Here is a 21,014-nt window from a genome sequence, read left to right on the forward strand (position 1 = left end):
GTTTTTTCTGGCGTCGTACTAGACGCCTGGAAAATCAAGTGGTACATTCGGCCCCGCAATGGATTCTCCATTGCCCCCTGCAAGCCGTCGCCGACGCTCTCCTTTCGATTTAGTACGCGATCCTGTCGCCTTCTCTGCGGCGCGGCCTCATTAAGCCAAAAGCTTAATTTCCCTCCATACATGATTACGTCATTCCCATATGAACCTGACTGAACTCAAGCAAAAGCCGATTACCGATCTGCTCGAAATGGCCGAACAGATGGGCATAGAAAATATGGCCCGTTCGCGCAAGCAGGATGTGATTTTCTCCCTGCTGAAAAAGCACGCCAAAAGCGGCGAGGAAATTTCTGGTGATGGCGTGCTGGAGATCCTCCAGGACGGCTTCGGCTTCCTACGCTCCGCGGATGCTTCCTATCTCGCAGGCCCGGACGATATCTATGTCTCGCCTAGCCAGATCCGTCGTTTCAACCTGCGTACCGGCGACACCATCGTTGGCAAGATCCGCCCGCCGAAAGAAGGCGAGCGTTATTTCGCCCTGCTCAAGGTCGACACGATCAACTTCGATCGTCCGGAAAACGCCAAGAACAAGATTCTGTTCGAGAACCTGACGCCGCTGTTCCCGAACGTACGCATGAAGATGGAAGCCGGTAACGGTTCCACCGAAGACCTGACCGGTCGCGTGATCGATCTGTGTGCTCCAATCGGTAAAGGCCAGCGTGGTCTGATCGTTGCGCCGCCGAAAGCGGGCAAGACCATCATGTTGCAGAACATCGCGTCGAACATCACTCGCAACAACCCGGAAGTTCATCTGATCGTTCTGCTGATCGACGAGCGTCCGGAAGAAGTGACCGAAATGCAGCGTACCGTACGCGGCGAAGTGGTTGCTTCCACGTTCGACGAGCCACCAACCCGCCACGTGCAGGTTGCTGAAATGGTGATCGAGAAGGCCAAGCGTCTGGTCGAGCACAAGAAGGACGTCGTGATCCTGCTCGACTCCATCACTCGTCTGGCCCGCGCCTACAACACCGTGATTCCAAGCTCCGGCAAGGTACTGACCGGTGGTGTCGATGCTCACGCCCTGGAGAAGCCAAAGCGTTTCTTCGGTGCTGCGCGTAACATCGAAGAAGGCGGCTCGCTGACCATCATCGCCACCGCGCTGGTTGAAACCGGCTCGAAGATGGACGAAGTGATCTACGAAGAGTTCAAGGGTACGGGCAACATGGAGCTGCCTCTGGATCGCAAGATCGCAGAGAAGCGTGTGTTCCCGGCCATCAACATCAACCGCTCCGGCACCCGCCGTGAAGAGCTGTTGACTGCTGACGACGAACTGCAACGCATGTGGATCCTGCGCAAACTGCTGCATCCTATGGATGAAGTTGCTGCCATCGAGTTCCTGGTCGACAAGCTCAAGCAGACCAAGACCAACGATGAGTTCTTCCTGTCGATGAAACGCAAGTAACCGGCAGCCTGAACAAGAAGTGGCGTCCCTCGGGGCGCCATTTTTTTTGCGTAAGAATTCCCGTGGGAGGGGCCTTGGCCGCGACGGCAATGCTTCAGACAGCGGTGTTTCTTCTGAATGTCGCAACGCTTTTCGCCAGCAAGCTGCCTCCAACGAATGACATTCATGTCTTTGTCCCAGAATAAATTCACTCCCATGCCTGCTCATGGCTGCCACGATTCTGCAGAGCAGGTACGATGTGCACCTATTTGAATAAGTGGCCGGGTTAATGAAATTCAAGGACCTAAGGGATTTCGTGCAGCAGCTTGAGCAGCGCGGAGAGTTGAAACGCATTCAGATGCCCATTTCCCCTGTGCTGGAAATGACTGAGATCTGCGACCGAACGCTGCGTGCCAAAGGCCCGGCCCTGTTGTTTGAAAAGCCGGTCGGCTTCGACATTCCGGTGCTGGGCAACCTGTTCGGTACGCCTGAGCGTGTCGCGATGGGCATGGGGGCCGAATCCGTCGAGGAATTGCGGGAAATCGGCAAGTTGCTGGCCTTCCTCAAGGAGCCGGAGCCGCCCAAAGGCCTGAAGGATGCCTGGTCAAAGCTGCCCATCTTCAAGAAAGTCATCTCCATGGCCCCCAAGGTGGTCAAGGATGCGCCGTGCCAGGAGATCGTCATCGAAGGCGATGACGTCGACCTGAACATGCTGCCCGTCCAGACCTGCTGGCCTGGCGATGTCGCTCCGCTGATCACCTGGGGCCTGACGGTCACTCGTGGGCCGAACAAGGAGCGCCAGAACCTGGGCATCTATCGCCAGCAGGTGATCGGGCGTAACAAGGTCATCATGCGCTGGCTCAGCCATCGTGGCGGCGCGCTGGACTTCAAGGAGTGGTGCATCAAGCATCCCGGAGAGCCGTTCCCGGTGGCCGTTGCCCTGGGCGCCGACCCGGCGACCATTCTGGGTGCCGTAACGCCTGTGCCTGACAGCCTGTCCGAGTATGCCTTTGCAGGTCTGCTGCGTGGCACTCGCACCGAGCTGATCAAATGCCGTGGCAACAACCTGCAAGTGCCGTCCAGCGCGGAAATCGTGCTTGAGGGCGTGATCCATCCCGGTGAAATGGCCGATGAAGGTCCTTATGGCGACCACACCGGTTATTACAACGAAGTGGACAGCTTCCCGGTGTTCACCGTCGAGCGCATTACGCACCGGATCAAGCCGATCTATCACAGCACTTACACCGGTCGTCCGCCGGATGAGCCTGCGATTCTGGGTGTTGCCCTGAACGAAGTGTTCGTGCCGATTCTGCAAAAGCAGTTTCCGGAGATCACTGACTTCTATCTGCCGCCCGAAGGCTGTTCCTATCGCATGGCCGTCGTGACCATGAAGAAACAGTACCCTGGCCATGCCAAACGGGTGATGCTGGGTGTCTGGTCATTCCTGCGGCAGTTCATGTACACCAAGTTTGTGATCGTCACCGACGACGACATCAACGCTCGTGACTGGAACGACGTGATCTGGGCCATCACCACGCGCATGGACCCCAAGCGCGATACGGTCATGATTGAAAACACGCCTATCGATTATCTGGACTTTGCTTCACCGGTCTCCGGGCTGGGTTCCAAGATGGGGCTGGACGCTACGCATAAATGGCAGGGCGAAACCACACGCGAGTGGGGCCGGGCTATTGTCAAGGACGAGGCGACTACACGTCGGGTCGATGAAATCTGGAATCAACTGGGAATAGATTGATGCGTGTAACGTTGCAGCCGTCGGGCGCAGTGCTGGAAACTCTGCCGGGCGAGCGGATTCTCGATGCGGCACAGCGTCTGGGCTATGAGTGCCCGCAGAGCTGCCGCAATGGCAATTGCCATGTCTGCTCGGCGCTGTTGGTGCATGGCCGCGTGAAGCAGGCCAGTGATGAGCTGACCCATGGCGAGATCTACACCTGCCTGGCCGAGCCCCTGGAAACCTGCGAAGTCCTGTGGGATGCGGTCTTGCCGCTTGGCGAACTGCCGGTTCGCAAATTCGCCTGCCAGCTCAGCGAATGCGTGGAAGTGGGTGGCGATGTCTGGCGGGTTGGCCTGCGGGCACCTGCTGGCAAGCTGCCGCGCTATCACGCCGGGCAATACCTGATGATCGAGCGCGAGAACGGCGAAAAGTCGGCTTTCTCGCTCGCTTCTGCGCCGCACCGCGGGCGGGATCTGGAATTGCACGTGCTGGTCCGCGAGGCCAGCGCCCGCGCACTGATCGAACAGCTTCAGCGCAACGCAATGGCACGGGTAGAGCTGCCTTTTGGCGATACCCATCTTGCCGACCTTCCCGATGGCCCGCTGGTATTGATTGCCGCAGGTACGGGCATGGCTCAGATGAGCAGCCTGATCGAGCATTGCCGCGCCAAGGGTTTCAGCCATCCGGTGCATTTGTACTGGGGTGTGCGACGTCCTGAGGATTTTTACGAAATCCAGCATTGGGACGAGTGGGCAACGCTGCCCAACCTGTTCCTGCACAAGGTCGTCAGCGACCTTTGTGGTTGGGAAGGGCGCTGTGGGATGTTGCATGAAGCGGTCCGCGATGACATCAGCGATCTGTCCTCGATCCATGTCTATGGCAGCGGCTCGCCCGCCATGATCTACGCGACCCTCGATGCCTTGGTAGGTGCCGGAATGGACGCTCATCAGATGCGTGCTGACGTTTTTGCCTACGCGCCTCGTGCATAGCTTCTGACTGACGGCCTTGTAACCGGATTGCAATTTTTTTCATTCGCTTATAGCTTATGGCGATGAAAAACATCATCGTATGCTTTTTCGCAACACAGGCCCCGGCCTGCAGCAAGACCCGCACCACGATACCTTGGCGCCGCTTATCCATGAGCGGGTCCTCAGGGCTCGGTTATGACTGACAGCCAGGCTGTCAGGGAGGCAAATGGACAATCCAATCAATGAATTGGCGGCGGCCGTGCATGACGGCCTTGGTCTGAAATATCCGCCAGTAATCGATCTTGGCCCGCAACTGACCCGTGAGCAATTGCTTGCATCTATGAATGCCACCATGCGGCGCCACAAGGGCGGCCCTGTCTGGCTGTTCGCCTATGGCTCGCTGATCTGGCGTCCTGAATGCAAGGCCGTCGAGCGTCAGCGCGCGCGCGTTCACGGCTACCATCGCGGTTTGTATCTGTGGTCCCACGAGCATCGGGGCACACCCGAAGTGCCCGGCCTGGTATTTGGTCTGGATCGTGGCGGCTCCTGCACGGGGTTCGCCTATCGCTTGCCGGATGAATGCCTTGAAGAGTCCCTGTTTGCGCTCTGGAAGCGCGAGATGCCTTATCCCTCTTATCGACCGCACTGGCTGAGCTGCCGTCTTGAAGATGGCACCCAGGTACAGGCTTTGGGATTTGTGCTGGAGCGGCATCTGCCCAGTTACGCGGGCAACCTGCCGGACAGTGTGCTGAGCCAGGTGCTGGCCAGTGCGAGCGGACGGTATGGCACCACCCGCGATTACGTGGAGCAGACCGCCAACGCCCTGCGTAGCCACGCCATGCCAGACCTGAATCTGGAGGCGCGGCTGAAGCGTTGCCGGTCTAACCCGGTTGCACTTTGACTCAAGCTTCCCGGGACGTGCTGGCAACCTGCTTGTGACGTAGTGTGGGCGCAAGGAACGCCATCGCCAGGATGCAGGCACCGATCAGCAGCACGAAACCGCCATCCCAGCCGAAGTGGTCAACGGTGTAACCCATCGCCGCACTTGCTGCGACCGAGCCGCCCAGATAACCGAACAGCCCCGTGAAACCTGCCGCAGTACCGGCAGCCTTCTTGGGTGCCAGCTCCAGGGCTTGCAGACCGATCAGCATCACCGGACCGTAGATCAGGAAGCCGATGGAAACCAGAGCGATCATGTCGACGGTCGGGTTGCCTTCGGGGTTCAGCCAGTACACCAGCGTTGCGATGGTCACCAGGAACATGAACACCATGCCGGTCAGGCCACGATTGCCCTTGAAGATCTTGTCCGACATCCAGCCGCACAGCAGCGTGCCCGGAATGCCCGCCCACTCGTACAGAAAATAGGCCCACGAAGTCTTGTCGACCGTGAAGTGTTTGGCTTCTTTCAGGTAGGTTGGAGCCCAGTCCAGCACGCCATAGCGCAGCAAATAGACGAACACGTTAGCCAGGGCGATGTACCACAGCAGTTTGTTGCGCAGCACGTACTTGACGAAGATTTCCTTGGCGCTGAATTCTTCTTCATGGCTGGCATCGTAGCCTTCCGGGTAGTCGTTCTTGTAGTGCTCGATCGGTGGAAGACCGACCGACTGCGGCGTGTCGCGCATGGTCGCGAAAGCGAATACCGCTACCAGCAAGGCTACGGCTGCCGGCACATAGAATGCCGCGTGCCAGTCGTTGGTCCAGCCCATGCCCAGCAGAAACAGCGGGCCGATCAGGCCTCCACCCACGTTATGCGCCACGTTCCAGACCGAAACCACACCGCCGCGTTCTTTCTGCGACCACCAGTGCACCATCGTCCGCCCGCTCGGTGGCCAACCCATGCCTTGTGCCCAGCCGTTTATGAACAGCAGCACAAACATGATTGTGACACTGGACGTCGCCCAGGGCGCGAAACCGAAAATGAACATCACCCCGGCCGACACCAGCAACCCGAACGGCAGGAAATAGCGTGGGTTGGACCGGTCCGAAATCAGTCCCATCAAGAACTTCGACAGGCCGTAAGCAATCGCAATGGCCGACATCGCCACCCCCAGTTGCCCGCGTGTGTAGCCTTCCTCAATCAGGTAAGGCATCGCCAGGGAGAAGTTCTTGCGCAGCAGGTAGTAACCGGCATAACCGATGAAAATACCGGCGAAGATCTGCCAGCGCAGACGACGGTAAGTGCTATCGACCTTTTCTTCGGGTATGGGTGCCAGGTGCTTGGCAGGACGGAAAAACGCAAACATGCAGACGCTCCGGGTTTTTATTTTTTGCGAATGCGAATATTACATTTTCGTTACAGAAAAAAGCAGTGCTTTTTCTGAAAGTTCAGTAGGAAATGTGAGGCTGTTCGTGTTCTTTTGTGAACATCGGATTTTGGTTTGCGCTGCCTGATTTGTTTGGGATTGGTCCTACGCGGCAATGGGATTTCGTGTCCTTATGCGCCCTGAGGGAGGCTTCTACTATCGCGATCGCTACGCCATGCAGGCGTTCATATCGCGGTTTGTAGAGGTTATGGATGAAGCTTTTCGTGTTTGTTTTGGTTCTTTTGCTGCCGCTGTCGGTGCAGTCTGCCGATGCCTTGCTGGTCCCGTTGTTTACGCCCAGGCCCGAGTACCCGCCAGCCTTGATCAGGAGCCGATACACCGGAAAGGTGCGAGTCCAGCTGGTGGTGACTTCCAGCGGCAATGTGCAGGACGTTCGGGCTATAGAAAGCGGGCATCCAGAACTGACTGAAGCCGCTGTGTGGACCTTGGCCCAATGGCGTTATCGCCCATGGATCGGAGCCATTGGCGCGCCTTCGCAAGTCAGCATTATGGTCCCTGTCATTTTTGGCTCTCACGGAAGCAGGCACTTCAATGATGAAATTGATGTCGGCCTGAGCAATATCCGCTGTGCTTATGTGAATAACGAAGTCGATACGCAAACAAGGGACTTCCCGGAGGAGCCTTTGAATAAAGTCGACGTGTTCTGGTACACCGGTCAGTTCCTGTTCAGCAGCTATGCCGCTCTTTTACGCAGTGAAGATGAGCGAAAAGTCTTGCTTGAGCAGTTGGGGCAATCGATACCAGAGATTGTGAAACGCTGCCGGCTTAATCCAGAGCACAGCTATGGGGACTACCTTCCCGTTTCCATCAAGAGTCTGTTGAGTGGTTTGACACAGACCGACTATGTACCCAGCGTCTTGCAAGGAGCGCTGTGAATGTCGAGAAAACCTCATGGGCTGGGTGCGTTGTTGTTTACAGGTTTTTTGTTTGCGGGCTGTGCAAAAGCTGCGGACTCATACCCGGTGCCATTGTTTATGCCGGATATCGAGTATCCAGAAGAGCTGCGCGGTTCACGTGTAAAAGGCGATGTTGTCGTACGGATCTTTATTCAGGCCGATGGCGGGGTTCGATTCCTTGAGGTACTTGATTCGACCGAGCCAAGATTCGTCGCTGCAACCAAGCGGGCTATAGAGCAATGGCGTTTCGAGCCCTGGACGCCGTCAGGCCCCAATCCTGAGGGCGAAGTGGTGAAGGTCACATACAGCTATTTAGGGCGGCCGCATAAAGGACCGTCGCTTACCGCCAATGTCGAGTTAAAGAAGGTGTCATGCCGTCAGCTTATTAAAGAAAGAGATGAAAACTGGCGGGAAAAGGGTTCGTCTTATAAGGCGGATATCTTGACCCGAACGGAGCACTACCTTTCAAGTGGGCATGTCATACAGCAGTTTCTTTCAGCCGATGCGCGGGAGGCGCTGGTCATGGAGTTTATTAACGCGACTCCGGGCATTCTGGAAAACTGTCGAAAAAATCCCGACAGAAAGTATGTGGATTATCTGCCGGAGAATGTCCGGCGGAGTTTGTAGCGTGGGGTGTTTGTATTTTTCGCGAATAAATTCGCTCCTACGGTCTGCGTAGGAGCGAATAAATTCGCGAAGCCTGTTCTGGGTGGGCGTCAAGCGGCGGCTTGGCTCATCCTGAGAATTTCATCGAAGTGGACATCGTCGGACAAGTCCGCATGTGGCTGCATCGCCTCATGAAACGCCATGATTGCAACCTCAATACTTGCTCCAAGGCTGCTCAGCGCCAACTTGATCTGCTGACTGGCTTCTGGTCCTGGAACCCACGCGACTGATTGAGTGGCAACCTGCGGTGGGTTCTCGGCCGTTTCACTTTGCGCCTGACGTGCGGCCAGCGTTCGTGCAGCCTCCTCGACCTGGCTGCGTGCAAGTGCCAGCGCAGCCTGCTTTGCTTCTTCGATCTGACGCTTGGCCAGCTCACGAGCCTCTTCTTCAGCCTTTATCCGAGCTGCTTCTTCAGCAACGCGCTGTGCCTGGAGGCGAGCGGCCTCGGCTGCCAGGTGTTGAGCTTGCAGTTGCTCTTGCTCGACCAAGCGGCCTGCAACTGGCGCAATGCGCTGTGCGAACTCGGCCAGAAAACGATTGGATTCCAGTGCGATGTGAGCGTTGTAGATGTTCATTGTGAACCCTATCCACGTCATTCCTGCGTTCTGGTGCGCAACTTGACTCTCTATAGACTCCTTGGTGTGCGGCATATGGCCCAAGTACAGCTTGGCATCACTGAGGTCTTGGGGGGCAATCACTGCAAGTTTGCTCGCCGCAAGATGTTCGGCACTCACGCGATAACGCGCAACCACCTGAGAGGGTGCCATGCCGGTTGTGTTGCCGACTTGACCAGCCAGCTCTTTTTGCAGAAAGTCAGGCAGTTTATGAAGTTGGTGTTGAAACTCTTCCATGAAGTTCTCTCTTGTTAAAAAGGTTGTATTAATGATGTGGTTGATCATGGTGGTTGTCGGGTGATTTGAATCCCGGTTTTCCATTCTGAGCACGCCATCTTTTTACTGTTTCCAGAATGCCCTGATTGGTGGGAACTTCTGCGTAATAAATCAAATCTGAGCCGTCAGGGTGCTCCGTTATTTCTATAAAGTGGTCCAATAAGAGATCCGTGTGTCTTTCAAATTCTTCTCCGGGCAGGTTTCTAGGGTTGGTGAACTCGTTGATAAGGTCTAGAAACTCTTGCTCTGTGTAATTTTCCAGTTTTCTTTTGAGGTTCATTGCAATTTCCTGTGATGTTCGATGTGCTGTCTGGGAGGAAGTACTCTCAAGTTATCAATGTCGTAAACACCCCCGCCGTTCGCTATTTCATGCACATGATGGATCTCAAAAACTTTCCGTCCTCCCACTTGATCAGCCAGCTTTGGTCGTGGAGCACGTCCGGACTTCATCAGCGCAAGGTTGTATGGTGTAAATTGTTCCTGAAGCTCTGGGTCACTGGCTATCGCCTTCCAGATTTCTGCTCGTAATCTGCCAAAACTACTGAACTGTCTACCCCTCAACTGATCCGCAATATGCGAAGGAATGGGAGCCCCTTGCGCACGCGTGTTTTCGCCTAGCCAGATGCCTGTTACCGGTTTTCCGTATCCTGTTGCGACTCCCGGAATAGTCCGCGGGTCCTTGAAAAGCAGGTAGGTGTCCGGCAGGCCGGAGCCTGGCGGGAATACCAGGATGTAATCGTCAGGGTCGTCATTGACGAAGCTAGGCAGTTCGTCAACGCGGGTGCCTTGTGGCGATACATCCACTCCCGGGTCAACCGGCAAGGCCGGTTTCTGGCCTGGAAAACGGGTGGAGCTATCTGCCGGTTGTTCAATTGGAGTCCAGACCAGTGCTGGCTGGGTATCGCCGTCACGAATAAATTCGTAGGTATTGTTCTGAGCGTTGTATGTGAAATTTCGGACACGAACTTTAGTGCCGATTTTTACGCCGTCTGCCACCACCCACTTGGCAACCGATTGTTGGCCGTCGTCCTCCATGACCAATCGGTGTGGAACATCAATGCTGCCGTTGACGCTGGCAACGTATTCCATATCCACCTGTGACGGCAGATTGAGTTGTGAGGCCGGGCTTGCAACTACGGTGGGTGTGAGTTCGGCGTTGCCTAACGTGGGCGAGTACAGCGCCAAGGCAACGCCAGGGCTCAACTTCAACCGACTGATTGCCGTTTTGATGAATATCTCTTTAGCGATCTGTCCGGCCTTTTCCAGCCCTTCGGCAGGGGTGGGCAAACTGCCGGACGTGTTCGATGCGGCGATTGCCGACCACAAACGCTCGGCACCAGCCCGTGGCGATGGAGCATTGTTCTGACGGGCTTGCGACATCCGGGCGTGACGCTCGGACAACTCCGTAGAGCGCTGCTCCAGAAAAGCCACCGACTCAGCGAGCAACCTGGCTTCATGCGCATTGCTCACGGCATCCGTCCAGGCCTGATGGGCCTGTTGAGCACGCTGCTGATCGCCTTGGCTGCGGGATTCCAGGTAGTGGCGATACTGCTCAGGTGTGGTGGCTGACAGCGCCTCGCCATGCGCCAGCGTTTTGAGGTTGCGTTGCTCCAGCTCCGCCTGTTTGCGGGCCAGCAGGTAGTTGATCCGGGATTTTTCCTGAAGGATCAGGTCCGCTAACGGTTGGTGGGTCGGGTTATCCGCCAGTGGTTCAAGGTCAGATTGAATCTCACCTAGTAGCGCGGTGGGCAGCCCCGGTGCGGTCTGGTTGTAGCGTTGATCAAGATCAGACCTGACTGTTTGTTGAGTCTGGATGAAGTCGCTGATTGTTTGTCGATACGCCTGAGCGGCTGCCGCTTGAGCGCGTGCTTGTTCTGCGGCTTGTGCTTGCGCGTGAGCCTGAGCACGTGCCTGCTGTTCAGCTTGGGCTTGGGCTGCCGCCTGCTGTTGAGCCTGGGCCTGTAGGTTGGCTCTGTGTTGCGCAATGGCCTTTGCGCGCTTTCTGGCTCTTTTACGACTATTGCCACCGAAACCGCCCCCAATGCCGCCGATGCTCCCGCTGCCCGGCCCGAAGCCAGTGCTCCAGCCGCTACCACTACTATGCCCACCGCCTCTGCCATAGGGGTTGCCGGTGGGGTCAAAAGGGCGATTGTGCTTATCGGCATCCTTCCCCGAAGTTACCCAAATATTCTTTCCTTCTTGGTCACTCATACAGTTTCTCCTTTGCTGTATGGTGAGAAGTTACTCAGTAGTTATCAGGTAATGAGGTAAATAGTTGTTGTGTGAAAATGATTTATTGTTATTAATTTGGTGTGTCAGAAGCGTCTGTCAGACTCTCTGAGTGATAGAGTTTTGCGGTAAATATTTATTTTTGTGTTGAGGATTTTAGTTGTTTTAATGCGTGTACTAGCTTGCCTGTTAAGGCCGCAGAGACTTTCTGACTTTAAAAGTCACACGCTGAGCCGCCCTTGCGGCGACCCAGGTTTTAATTTCATTTCAACCAACCGCCACCACCACTTTCCCCACCGCACTTCTTTTCCCCAGCACGTCAATCGCCTCTGCACCTCTTTCCAGCGGGTAAACCTGCGATACCAGCGGTTTCAACTTTCCTTCTGTATACCAATCAAACAATTGCTTGAAGTTCGCGGCATTGTCTTGAGGTTGTCTTTGCGCGAAGGAGCCCCAGAACACGCCGACTACTGATGCACCCTTTAATAGCGCGAGGTTTACGGGCAGTTCGGGGATGCGGCCGCTGGCGAAGCCGACGACCAGCAGGCGGCCGTTCCAGGCGATGGCGCGTACGGCCTGATCGAAGAGGTCGCCGCCGACCGGGTCGTAGATGACATCGACGCCGTTGCCTGCGGTCAGGCGTTTTACTTCGTCCTTGAGGCTGGTTTCGCTGTAGTTGATGAGTTCGTCGGCACCGGCGTTTCTGGCCACTTCGAGTTTTTCGGCAGTGCTGGCGGCAGCGATGACGCGGGCACCCAGGGCTTTGCCGATTTCCACGGCGGCCAGGCCCACGCCGCCGGAGGCTCCGAGCACCAGCAGGGTTTCGCCGGGTTGCAGGTTGGCGCGTTGTTTGAGGGCGTGCATGGAGGTGCCGTAGGTCATGCTGAATGCGGCGGCGGTGTTGAAGTCCATGGCTTGCGGGATCGGCAGTACGTTGTAGCCCGGCACGGCAACCTGTTCGGCGAAGCTGCCCCAGCCGGTCAGCGCCATGACCCGGTCGCCGGGTTTGAGGTGGGTTATCTTTTCACCGACCTGCGAGATGATTCCCGCTGCTTCGCCGCCAGGTGAAAAAGGGAAGGGCGGCTTGAACTGGTATTTGCCTTCGATGATCAGCGTGTCTGGAAAGTTGACCCCGGCAGCCTTTACATCGAGCAGGATTTCGTTCTTTTTGATGACGGGGCTGGCGACGTTTTCCAGTACCAGGGTGTCGGCAGGACCGAAGGCTTTGCAAAGCAGTGCTTTCATCGGACTATTCCTTTTCCAGTAATGGCCGATAAGGTCGGATATGCAGGTTTTCGGGTCAATGAGCATGGCCCGGCCTTATAAGCGTGTATAAGCTGTAACCTACGCGGCAACCCGTATTAAGGAGTGGACTGTGAAAGCGTGGATCTTGATGTTGTTGGCCTTGTCGCTGCCTGCCCTGGCGCAGGAAGAAGCCAAAGAAGGCGAGGGCGAGCCCAAGGCGGCTTATGTTTCCCTGACGCCTCCGTTTGTGGGTAACTACGCTCTTGATGGCGGGCCGAAGTTGCGCGTCTACAAGGCCGATATCGCCCTGCGCGTTACCGGTGCCGAGGCTCAGGCTGCGGTCAAGCGCAATGACCCGCTGATCCGTAATCTGCTGGTTGCCCTGTTTACCCAGCAGACTGTCGACTCCATGAGCAGCGCCGATGCGAAGGAAAAGATTCGTCAGGAAGCGCTCAAGCAGGTCCAGCAAGTGATGACCAGCGAAGAGGGCAAGCCGATCGTTGAAGACTTGCTGTTTAACAACTTCATCGTTCAGTAACGCTTTTCAGCGCAGTGCCAGGATCGCCGACCACTGTTCGGCGGTCACGGGCATGACCGAGAGTCGACTGCCTTTCTGCACGAGAGGCAGTTGCTCAAGCGCCGCTTGTTGTTTCAGATAACCCAGCCCCAGCACTTTCGGGAATATGTCCACGAAGGCTACATCGACTGCGCTCCAGGGGTTTTTCTCGGCGCTTGCCTTGGCGTCGAAGTAATGGCTTTGCGGCTCAAGGGCTGTCGGGTCCGGGTAAGCCGCTTCGATAATCCTGCCAACTCCGGCAATGCCCGGCTCCGGGCAACTGGAGTGATAGAAAAAGAACTCATCCCCCACCGCCATGCTGCGCAGGAAGTTGCGGGCCTGATAGTTGCGCACGCCATCCCAGCGGGTTTTGACGAGGCGTTGCAAGTCACTGATCGAAAGTTCGTCGGGCTCTGATTTCATCAGCCAATAGGCCATTGGGTGTTCTCCATGGAAATGCACAACATCGGGATGTTTTTATGACAAACCGACAGTCGGTTGGCGCCACTATTTGCGTACTGGTTCACGTTATCGCAAAATGCCGCTTTTTTAAGCACCCTGCTGTTACACAGCCTGTACAGAAGCGGCTGTTGGCAGCGCTTTGATTTGCCGAAGGAGGGCAGTCAATGAAACGCAAGCCGGATTTACTGTGGGTTTTAGTTGCATTGTTCGGCTTGGGTATCGTGACTACCGGTTATGCGCAGAGCTTGTGGACCAACAAGGTGGATGCTCCTGTCGAGATCACTCAGCAGCAACAGAAAGTGCCCGGCCGGCATTGAGGTTGTAAGCATCCTTCTTTTCCGGGGGCTATGCCTGTAGCTCCCGCCGCGTCACTTTCCCGATTCCTGCTGTGCCAGATACCAGCGTCTGTCCGATACCGTGCCTTGCAGCGGTACGTCCCAGCTTGCCTGTGCGAGTCGTTCGACCTTCTGGCATTCATGGGCCATGCCCAGCAGTACCGGTTTTTTCCAGGTTTTTCTGCGCGCCAGATAGGCCAGGCTTCGGTCGTAGAAGCCGCCACCCATCCCGAGGCGTCCGCCTTCGTCATCGAACCCGACCAAGGGCATCAGGATCAGATCCAGTGCCCAGATATTGCGCTGCCGTGCGCGGTTGATACGCGGCTCCGGGATGCGAAAACGGTTGGGTATGAATTTCTCGCCGGGACGCACGCGCTGGAAAACCATTCTGGTACGCGGCCATGCGTTGAGCACCGGCAAGTAAGTCGCCTTGCCCCGGCGTTGGGCAGCGCGTAGCAAAAGGCGTGGGTCGATCTCGCCGTCCATGGGCAGATACAGCGAGACATGCCGGGCGCGACGAAACAGTGGGTGTTGCGCCAGTTGGCGATAGAGGCCGTGGGCGGCTTCGCGTTGCTGGCTGCGGCTCAATGCACGACGCGCCTTGCGTAGCTGGCGGCGCAGTTGTGTGCGTGTGAGCGACGATGTGCTGATCATAAGTGCAAGATCATGCAGGCTGATCCGTGAGGTTGAAACCAGAGACAGGATCGTCACTGCCGGCAGCAGAACCGGCAATGAATTGAATGTGGACTCCCCGACGAACCGCTGTCGGTTTAGCCCTTGAACCCGAAAGTTCAAGGTGGAGATTGCAGGAGGTTTTAAGGCTTTCCGTCGAGCGGACATGCACACCAACCCCAACGTGCAACCCCCGTGGTTGTGCGTATCGGCTCAGGGACATGACCGACTGGCAAGCACTCCAGGGAGCGGCGCAAGTATACAGAAACGTCCGGAAATAATCAGCTGCGTGGTGAATCGGGTGTTGTCGGGGTTTCTGTGGACAGTGCCAGATCGACTCTTTCCAGCAGGTCGCGGACGTGTTCGCGGGTCGAACCGCTGGTTTGCACGTCAGGCAGATTCTGTTTGTGCAGCAGGTCGTGAGTGATGTTCAGGGCGGCCATGACGGCAATGCGGTCTGCGCCAATCACTTTCCCGCTGCTGCGGATTTCACGCATCTTGCCATCCAGGTAGCGGGCGGCGCTGACCAGGTTGGTGCGCTCTTCCTGAGGGCAAATGATCGAGTATTCCTTGTCGAGGATTTGAACGGTAACGCTGTTGCCATTACTCATGAGTCTTGCTCCAGGGCCTTGAGGCGCGAAATCATGGACTCGACCTTCTGCCGGGCGATTTCGTTCTTTTCAATGAGGTGGGCGCGTTCCTCGCGCCAGGATTTTTCCTGAGCTAGTAGGAGTGCATTTTGGCTTTTAAGTTGCTCTGTGTGTTTGAGCAGCAATTCCAGCCGGTTCATCAGGGCTTGCAGATCGGTGTCTTCCATTGTTTTCCACTGAGTACTTTCTGATGAATGGCACGGAGTCGGTTAACGCCACTGCCTCTAACCGCCGCGTTGATGATCTTGTTGCGCGGATAGTCTAGGATACAAGGCCTTCATTCTAGACATTGCGCCGTTTGGCGACTAGCTGCCCATGCCCATTCAGAATTCCCCGTACAAAGCATTTGCCACTCTGCTCAATACCAGTGGTCATCCTGTTTCCCCTGCCGAGCTGCACGGCCTGTTGCTGGGGCGCAGTTGCGCCGGTGCCGGCTTCGATAGCGAAGGCTGGTTTGCCGATGCTTCCGTACTGCTGGAGACCGAGCCTGAGGACAACGTTCGTCAGGCATTGGTCGGCTTGCAGGAGATGGTCAAGGGCGAGTTGACCGGCGATGACATGACCGTCGTGCTGTTGCTGCCTGGCGATGACGAGCCGCTGACCGAACGTGCGGCCGCACTGGGTCAATGGTGCCAGGGTTTCCTGTCGGGCTTTGGTCTGGCAGTCGGAGATGCGGTGTTGAGCATCGAGGCCACTGAAGTGTTACAGGACTTGGCTGCCATCGCTCAGGTCCAGGATGCACTGGAAGAATCCGAAGACGGCGAAAGCGACTATATGGAAGTCATGGAGTACCTGCGTGTCGCACCACTGCTGCTGTTCACCGAATGCAGCAAGGCCGTTGCGCCACAGCCCAAGCCTTCCCTGCACTGATTGTTCATCACGGCGCGCTGTGTCAGGGCTTCAAGAGTCCTGACCGGCTAGCTCCACCAAGGGACCCCGTCTGCCCATGATCAATATTCCGAAGTCCGAATACGCACGCCGACGCAAGGCCCTGATGGCCCAGATGGTGCCCAACAGCATCGCCATTCTTCCGGCAGCGGCTGTCGCGATTCGCAATCGTGATGTCGAGCATGTCTACCGGCAGGACAGCGATTTCCAGTACCTGAGCGGCTTTCCCGAGCCGGAAGCGGTGGTGGTGCTGATTCCGGGGCGTGAATATGGCGAGTACGTGCTGTTCTGTCGTGAACGCAACCCGGAGCGCGAGTTGTGGGATGGCCTGCGTGCAGGCCAGGAAGGCGCCATTCGTGATTTCGGTGCAGATGATGCGTTTCCGATCAACGATATCGACGACATCCTGCCGGGCCTGATCGAAGGGCGCGAGCGGGTTTACTCGGCCATGGGCAGCAACCCTGAATTCGACCGGCATCTGATGGAGTGGATCAACACCATTCGCTCCAAGGCGCACCTGGGTGCGCAGCCGCCGAACGAGTTCGTTGCGCTGGATCATCTGCTTCACGACATGCGCCTGTATAAATCGGCAGCGGAAGTGAAGGTCATGCGTGAGGCAGCACAGATTTCTGCACGCGCCCATATCCGGGCGATGCAGGCCAGCCGTGCGGGGCTATATGAATTCAGCCTGGAAGCCGAGCTGGATTACGAGTTTCGCAAGGGCGGGGCAAGGATGCCGGCCTACGGGTCCATCGTCGCGTCGGGCCGTAATGCCTGCATCCTGCACTATCAGCAGAACGACGCGCCGCTCAAGGAGGGCGATCTGGTGTTGATCGACGCCGGTTGCGAGATCGACTGCTATGCCAGCGACATCACTCGCACCTTTCCGGTCAGCGGGACATTCTCGGCAGAGCAGAAGGCAATCTACGAACTGGTGCTCAAGTCTCAGGAAGCGGCGTTCGCGGCCATCGGACCGGGCAAGCACTGGAACCAGGCACACGAGGCGACGGTCAGGGTTATTACTGCCGGGCTGGTTGAGTTGGGCCTGTTGCAGGGCGATGTGGACGAGTTGATCGAGACCGAAGCGTACAAGCCGTTCTATATGCACCGTGCCGGGCACTGGCTGGGCATGGATGTGCATGATGTCGGCGAATACAAGGTCGGCGGCGAATGGCGGGTACTGGAGGTCGGCATGGCGCTGACCGTGGAGCCTGGGATTTATGTCTCTCCCGACAATCAGAACGTCGCGAAAAAATGGCGAGGTATCGGTGTGCGAATCGAGGATGACGTAGTGGTGACCAAGAAGGGGTGTGAAATTCTTTCTGGCGGCGTGCCCAAGACTGTCGCTGAAATCGAGGCCCTGATGGCCGCTGCACAGGCTCAGGTCGCATGAGCCGCTTCAATCTTGCCATCATCGGTGGCGGTCTGGTGGGTGCCAGCCTCGCTCTGGCCTTGCAGGCGGGCGCCAAGGCGCGCGGTTGGAAAATCGTCCTGATCGAACCTTTCGCCCCCGGCGACAGCTATCAGCCCAGCTACGATGCACGCTCTTCGGCGCTGTCGTTCGGGGCGCGGCGCATTTATGAACGCCTTGGCCTGTGGCATCAGATTACCCGGCGCGCCGAACCCATCATGCAGATTCAGGTGTCCGATCGCGGGCGCTTCGGTGCGACCCGTCTTGCTGCCATGGAAGAAGGCGTGCCGGCGCTGGGTTATGTGGTGGAAAACGCCTGGCTGGGCCAATGCTTGTGGGCGGGGCTGGATCGGGAGGTCGTGACATGGCGCGTGCCCGCCGAGGTTACGCACATGCAGGCCCTGGCCGGCGGCTATCGATTGACCCTCAATGACGAAACCGAACTGGAATGTGATCTGGCGGTGCTGGCCGATGGTGGCCGCTCCAGCCTGCGCGAACAGTTGGGTATTGGCGTGCGCGAACGCTCTTATGATCAGAGCGCCTTGATCGCCAACATCACCCCGAGCGAAGCCCATTGCGGACAGGCGTTCGAGCGCTTCACCGATGACGGTCCCATGGCTCTGTTGCCATTGCCGGAAAATCGCTGCGCGCTGGTCTGGACCCGCAAGGGCAACGACACCCAGCGGCTTGCGGCGCTGGATGACCGCAGCTTCCTCAGTGAACTGCAGAATGTATTCGGTTACCGCCTGGGCACCTTGCGTCAGGTCGGTTCGCGGCATGTGTATCCGCTTTCCCTGGTGGAAGCCGAAGAGCAGGTTCGTTCGCATCTGGTCGTGCTGGGCAATGCCGCCCACAGCCTGCACCCGATTGCCGGTCAGGGGTTCAACCTGTCGCTTCGTGATGCCGACGCCCTGGCTGAAGCATTGCTGGAAAGCGACAAGTCGCCGGGTGATCTGGCGACTTTGTTGGCCTATCGTGAAAGGCAACGCCTCGATCAACAGATGACCGTGGGCTTTTCCGACAAGGTCACCCGCCTGTTCGGCAGCACACAGCCTGTGGTCACCGCAGGCCGCAACCTGGGGTTGCTGGGGCTGGACCTGCTGCCGCCCGCCAAACGCTGGTTCGCCCGTCAGGCCATGGGCCTGGGGACTCGATCCGATGTGTGACCCACAAACTTTCAGAACACGGCCACGGCCGCAAGCGAGAACGATCTAAGCATGGAAACCCGCGCAGATGTGCTGATTGTCGGAGCCGGAATGGTCGGCAGCGCCCTTGCATTGGCCTTGCAGGGCAGCGGCCTGGATGTGGTGGTGGTCGATGGCGGCCCGCTGAGCGTCAAACCCTTCGACTCGCAATCGTCCTTCGAGCCCCGCGTCAGTGCTCTGTCGGCAGCCAGCCAGCGGATTCTGCAGCGTCTTGATGTCTGGGAAGGCATCACCGCCCGTCGCGTCAGCCCTTATGGGCAGATGCATGTGTGGGACGGCAGCGGCACTGGCGAAATCCATTTCTCAGCGTCCAGCGTGCATGCTGAAGTGCTGGGTCATATCGTCGAGAACCGTGTGGTGCAGGACGCTCTGCTGGAACGACTGCACGACAGCGATATCGGTTTACTGGCCAATGCCCGTCTGGAGCACATGCGTCATTCCGGTGACGACTGGCTGCTGACCCTGGCCGACGGTCGCCAGTTGCGTGCGCCGCTGGTCATTGCTGCCGATGGTGCCAATTCGGCTGTACGCCGCCTGACAGGCACACCGACCCGCGAGTGGGATTATCTGCATCACGCCATCGTCACCAGCGTGCGAACGGCCGACTCCCATCGCAAGACCGCCTGGCAGCGTTTTACCGACGATGGTCCGCTGGCGTTCCTGCCGCTGGAGCATGAAGAAGAGCACTGGTGTTCCATCGTCTGGTCGGTGACTCCGCTGGAAGCCGAGCGCCTGATGGCGCTGGATGACGAAACCTTCTGTCGCGAACTGGAGCGGGCTTTCGAGGGCCGTCTGGGACAAATGCTGACGGCCGACCCGCGAGTATGTGTTCCGTTGCGTCAGCGTCACGCCAAGCGCTATGTCGCGCCGGGGCTGGCACTGATTGGCGATGCCGCACACACCATTCACCCTTTGGCCGGTCAGGGTGTGAACCTGGGCTTTCTCGATGCTGCCGTACTGGCCGAAGTGTTGCTGCATGCCGCTGAGCGTGGTGAGCGACTGGCCGATGTCCGTGTGCTCGGTCGTTACGAGCGCCGCCGAATGCCGCACAACCTGTCACTGATGGCGGCCATGGAAGGTTTCGAGCGCCTGTTCCAGGCCAACCCGCTGCCGCTGCGCTGGTTGCGCAACACCGGCTTGAAAGTGGTCAACAAGATGCCGGAAGCCAAGGCCATGTTCGTGCGTGAAGCCTTGGGATTGTCCGGTGAACTCCCTGAGCTTGCACGCCTGTAGGAGCAGATTCATTCGCGAAACCTTCACGGAAACCTTCGCGAATGAATTCGTTCCTACAGTGGCTTGAAACATCTGGTAACGCCTCGGGTGGCTGTTCGATTGTGATCGAAAATGGGATTAACTACCATTTCGCCTCATTTTTCGAACGCGAGAGACTCCCATGCAGGCTAGCAAGCGTCTTCTGGCTGCTTTGACACTGACCGTGCTCGGCAGCACCGCCCAGGCTGCCGATGAGGTCGTGGTGTACTCATCGCGTATCGATGAGCTGATCAAGCCTGTCTTCGATGCCTACACGGCCAAGACCGGGGTGAAGATCAAGTTCATCACCGACAAGGAAGCCCCGCTGATGCAGCGCATCAAGGCCGAAGGCGAGAACGCCACGGCTGACCTGTTGCTGACCGTAGACGCCGGTAACCTTTGGCAGGCCGAGCAGATGGGCATTCTCCAGCCGTTCACGTCGCCTGTGATCGACGCCAATATCCCGCCCCAATATCGTTCTTCCAGCCATGCCTGGACTGGCCTCAGCCTGCGCGCGCGGACCATCGCCTACTCGACGGACCGGGTAAAGCCCGCCGAGCTGAGCACTTATGAAGCTCTGGCGGACAAGAACTGGGAAGGGCGTCTGTGCCTGCGCACGGCCAAGAAAGTCTATAACCAGTCCCTGACGGCGACCCTGATCGAAACCCACGGCGCTGAAGCATCCGAGAAGATTCTCAAGGGCTGGGTCAACAACCTGTCCACCGATGTGTTCTCCGATGACATCGCGGTGCTTGAGGCAATCAATGCCGGGCAATGCGACGTCGGCATCGTCAACAGCTATTACTACGGACGTCTGCACAAGGAAAACCCGGACCTGGCAGTGAAGCTGTTCTGGCCGAACCAGTCGGACCGCGGCGTACACGTCAACCTGTCGGGCATCGGTCTGACCAGACATGCACCGCACCCTGAGGCTGCCAAGGCTTTGGTTGAGTGGATGACCGGGCCAGAGGCACAAACCATCTTCTCCGGCACTAACCAGGAGTTTCCGGCCAACCCGAAAGTCGCGCCATCGGCAGAGGTTGCGAGCTGGGGCGCGTTCAAGGCCGATACGATTCCGGTCGAAGTGGCGGGCAAGCGTCAGGCCGAAGCGATTCGCATGATGGATCGTGCTGGCTGGAATTGATTTAATACCCGCCACCCCCCGTAGGAGCGCATTCATTCGCGAATGA

Annotated in this window: 22 protein-coding genes and 1 other RNA gene; 13 read left to right on the forward strand and 10 right to left on the reverse strand. The window is 57.5% G+C overall.

From position 1 onward, the window contains the following. Positions 1–199 precede the first annotated feature (199 nt). The 4 genes from rho (at position 200) to ACODS3_RS21605 (ending at position 5,042) form a co-directional block, all read left to right on the forward strand. Positions 200–1,459 carry a transcription termination factor Rho gene (rho, locus tag ACODS3_RS21590; RefSeq protein WP_025257997.1) on the forward strand — a complete coding sequence of 420 codons (1,260 nt, stop codon included), beginning with the start codon at positions 200–202 and terminating at the stop codon, positions 1,457–1,459. 268 nt (positions 1,460–1,727) lie between these two features. Continuing rightward, positions 1,728–3,194 (forward strand): 4-hydroxy-3-polyprenylbenzoate decarboxylase, encoded by a 1,467-nt coding sequence (ubiD, locus tag ACODS3_RS21595; RefSeq protein ID WP_489036186.1) that lies wholly within the window; start codon positions 1,728–1,730, stop codon positions 3,192–3,194. Continuing rightward, entirely contained in the window at positions 3,194–4,162 is a 969-nt protein-coding gene (locus ACODS3_RS21600; RefSeq protein ID WP_489036188.1) for a CDP-6-deoxy-delta-3,4-glucoseen reductase, read from the forward strand. Before ubiD ends, ACODS3_RS21600 begins: the two co-directional genes overlap by 1 nt. A 205-nt stretch (positions 4,163–4,367) precedes the next feature. Next, the gene (locus tag ACODS3_RS21605) at positions 4,368–5,042 is read left to right on the forward strand and encodes a gamma-glutamylcyclotransferase (RefSeq protein ID WP_201019419.1); all 675 of its coding nucleotides are present in this window, start codon (positions 4,368–4,370) and stop codon (positions 5,040–5,042) included. Between the two features lies 1 nt (position 5,043). Here the strand turns inward: ACODS3_RS21605 and glpT are convergent, their stop codons facing one another. Next, entirely contained in the window at positions 5,044–6,387 is a 1,344-nt protein-coding gene (gene glpT, locus ACODS3_RS21610; protein ID WP_201001154.1) for a glycerol-3-phosphate transporter, read from the reverse strand. Between the two features lie 272 nt (positions 6,388–6,659). Here glpT and ACODS3_RS21615 point away from each other — a divergent pair, with 272 nt between their 5' ends. Both ACODS3_RS21615 and ACODS3_RS21620 read left to right on the forward strand, forming a co-directional pair. Next, the gene (locus tag ACODS3_RS21615; protein WP_201019418.1) at positions 6,660–7,343 is read left to right on the forward strand and encodes an energy transducer TonB; all 684 of its coding nucleotides are present in this window, start codon (positions 6,660–6,662) and stop codon (positions 7,341–7,343) included. Beyond that, entirely contained in the window at positions 7,344–7,991 is a 648-nt protein-coding gene (locus ACODS3_RS21620; RefSeq protein ID WP_201001158.1) for an energy transducer TonB, read from the forward strand. Between the two features lie 89 nt (positions 7,992–8,080). On the opposite strand, the gene ACODS3_RS21625 is transcribed toward ACODS3_RS21620, so the two are convergent. The 4 genes from ACODS3_RS21625 to ACODS3_RS21640 form a co-directional block, all read right to left on the reverse strand. Next, a complete protein-coding gene (locus tag ACODS3_RS21625; RefSeq protein WP_201019417.1) occupies positions 8,081–8,929 on the reverse strand; it encodes a hypothetical protein in 849 nt (282 codons plus the stop codon). Further along, positions 8,910–9,200, reverse strand: a complete 291-nt coding sequence (locus ACODS3_RS21630; protein ID WP_201019416.1) for a bacteriocin immunity protein — start codon at positions 9,198–9,200, stop codon at positions 8,910–8,912. Before ACODS3_RS21630 ends, ACODS3_RS21625 begins: the two co-directional genes overlap by 20 nt. Further along, complete coding sequence (locus ACODS3_RS21635; RefSeq protein WP_201019415.1) at positions 9,197–11,131, reverse strand: S-type pyocin domain-containing protein; 1,935 nt, start codon at positions 11,129–11,131, stop codon at positions 9,197–9,199. Before ACODS3_RS21635 ends, ACODS3_RS21630 begins: the two co-directional genes overlap by 4 nt. A 285-nt stretch (positions 11,132–11,416) precedes the next feature. Next, positions 11,417–12,394: an NADPH:quinone oxidoreductase family protein gene (locus ACODS3_RS21640; RefSeq protein ID WP_201019414.1), complete on the reverse strand. Its 978-nt coding sequence runs from the start codon at positions 12,392–12,394 to the stop codon at positions 11,417–11,419. 130 nt (positions 12,395–12,524) lie between these two features. Here ACODS3_RS21640 and ACODS3_RS21645 point away from each other — a divergent pair, with 130 nt between their 5' ends. Beyond that, positions 12,525–12,932, forward strand: coding sequence for a flagellar basal body-associated protein FliL (locus ACODS3_RS21645; RefSeq protein WP_201001167.1), 408 nt, complete (start codon positions 12,525–12,527; stop codon positions 12,930–12,932). A 6-nt stretch (positions 12,933–12,938) separates the two neighbouring features. On the opposite strand, the gene ACODS3_RS21650 is transcribed toward ACODS3_RS21645, so the two are convergent. Beyond that, positions 12,939–13,388 (reverse strand): EVE domain-containing protein, encoded by a 450-nt coding sequence (locus ACODS3_RS21650; RefSeq protein WP_201001175.1) that lies wholly within the window; start codon positions 13,386–13,388, stop codon positions 12,939–12,941. A gap of 188 nt (positions 13,389–13,576) precedes the next feature. Here ACODS3_RS21650 and ACODS3_RS21655 point away from each other — a divergent pair, with 188 nt between their 5' ends. Continuing rightward, positions 13,577–13,729 carry a hypothetical protein gene (locus ACODS3_RS21655; RefSeq protein WP_201001177.1) on the forward strand — a complete coding sequence of 51 codons (153 nt, stop codon included), beginning with the start codon at positions 13,577–13,579 and terminating at the stop codon, positions 13,727–13,729. Between the two features lie 51 nt (positions 13,730–13,780). Here the strand turns inward: ACODS3_RS21655 and ACODS3_RS21660 are convergent, their stop codons facing one another. From ACODS3_RS21660 to ACODS3_RS21675, 4 genes are all read right to left on the reverse strand, one after another. After that, the gene (locus tag ACODS3_RS21660; protein ID WP_201019412.1) at positions 13,781–14,401 is read right to left on the reverse strand and encodes a 5-formyltetrahydrofolate cyclo-ligase; all 621 of its coding nucleotides are present in this window, start codon (positions 14,399–14,401) and stop codon (positions 13,781–13,783) included. A 90-nt stretch (positions 14,402–14,491) separates the two neighbouring features. Then, positions 14,492–14,670, reverse strand: a non-coding RNA gene (gene ssrS / locus ACODS3_RS21665) — 6S RNA. Positions 14,671–14,700: 30 nt separating this feature from the next. Next, positions 14,701–15,030, reverse strand: coding sequence for a cell division protein ZapA (locus ACODS3_RS21670; protein WP_201001180.1), 330 nt, complete (start codon positions 15,028–15,030; stop codon positions 14,701–14,703). Further along, positions 15,027–15,236 carry a TIGR02449 family protein gene (locus ACODS3_RS21675; protein WP_117163697.1) on the reverse strand — a complete coding sequence of 70 codons (210 nt, stop codon included), beginning with the start codon at positions 15,234–15,236 and terminating at the stop codon, positions 15,027–15,029. The genes ACODS3_RS21670 and ACODS3_RS21675 overlap by 4 nt, the downstream gene beginning before the upstream one ends. 148 nt (positions 15,237–15,384) lie before the next feature. On the opposite strand from ACODS3_RS21675, the gene ACODS3_RS21680 reads away from it, so the two are divergent. The 5 genes from ACODS3_RS21680 (at position 15,385) to ACODS3_RS21700 (ending at position 20,968) form a co-directional block, all read left to right on the forward strand. Further along, entirely contained in the window at positions 15,385–15,939 is a 555-nt protein-coding gene (locus tag ACODS3_RS21680; protein ID WP_489036194.1) for a YecA/YgfB family protein, read from the forward strand. Between the two features lie 76 nt (positions 15,940–16,015). Next, entirely contained in the window at positions 16,016–17,350 is a 1,335-nt protein-coding gene (gene pepP, locus ACODS3_RS21685; RefSeq protein ID WP_489036196.1) for a Xaa-Pro aminopeptidase, read from the forward strand. Beyond that, positions 17,347–18,534, forward strand: a complete 1,188-nt coding sequence (gene ubiH, locus ACODS3_RS21690; protein ID WP_025258011.1) for a 2-octaprenyl-6-methoxyphenyl hydroxylase — start codon at positions 17,347–17,349, stop codon at positions 18,532–18,534. The genes pepP and ubiH overlap by 4 nt, the downstream gene beginning before the upstream one ends. Before the next feature lie 51 nt (positions 18,535–18,585). Beyond that, positions 18,586–19,806, forward strand: coding sequence for a 2-octaprenyl-3-methyl-6-methoxy-1,4-benzoquinol hydroxylase (locus ACODS3_RS21695; RefSeq protein ID WP_489036198.1), 1,221 nt, complete (start codon positions 18,586–18,588; stop codon positions 19,804–19,806). A gap of 160 nt (positions 19,807–19,966) precedes the next feature. Then, positions 19,967–20,968 (forward strand): extracellular solute-binding protein, encoded by a 1,002-nt coding sequence (locus ACODS3_RS21700; RefSeq protein WP_201001184.1) that lies wholly within the window; start codon positions 19,967–19,969, stop codon positions 20,966–20,968. Positions 20,969–21,014: the final 46 nt, after the last annotated feature.

It is taken from the genome of Pseudomonas sp. FG43, assembly GCF_057809175.1.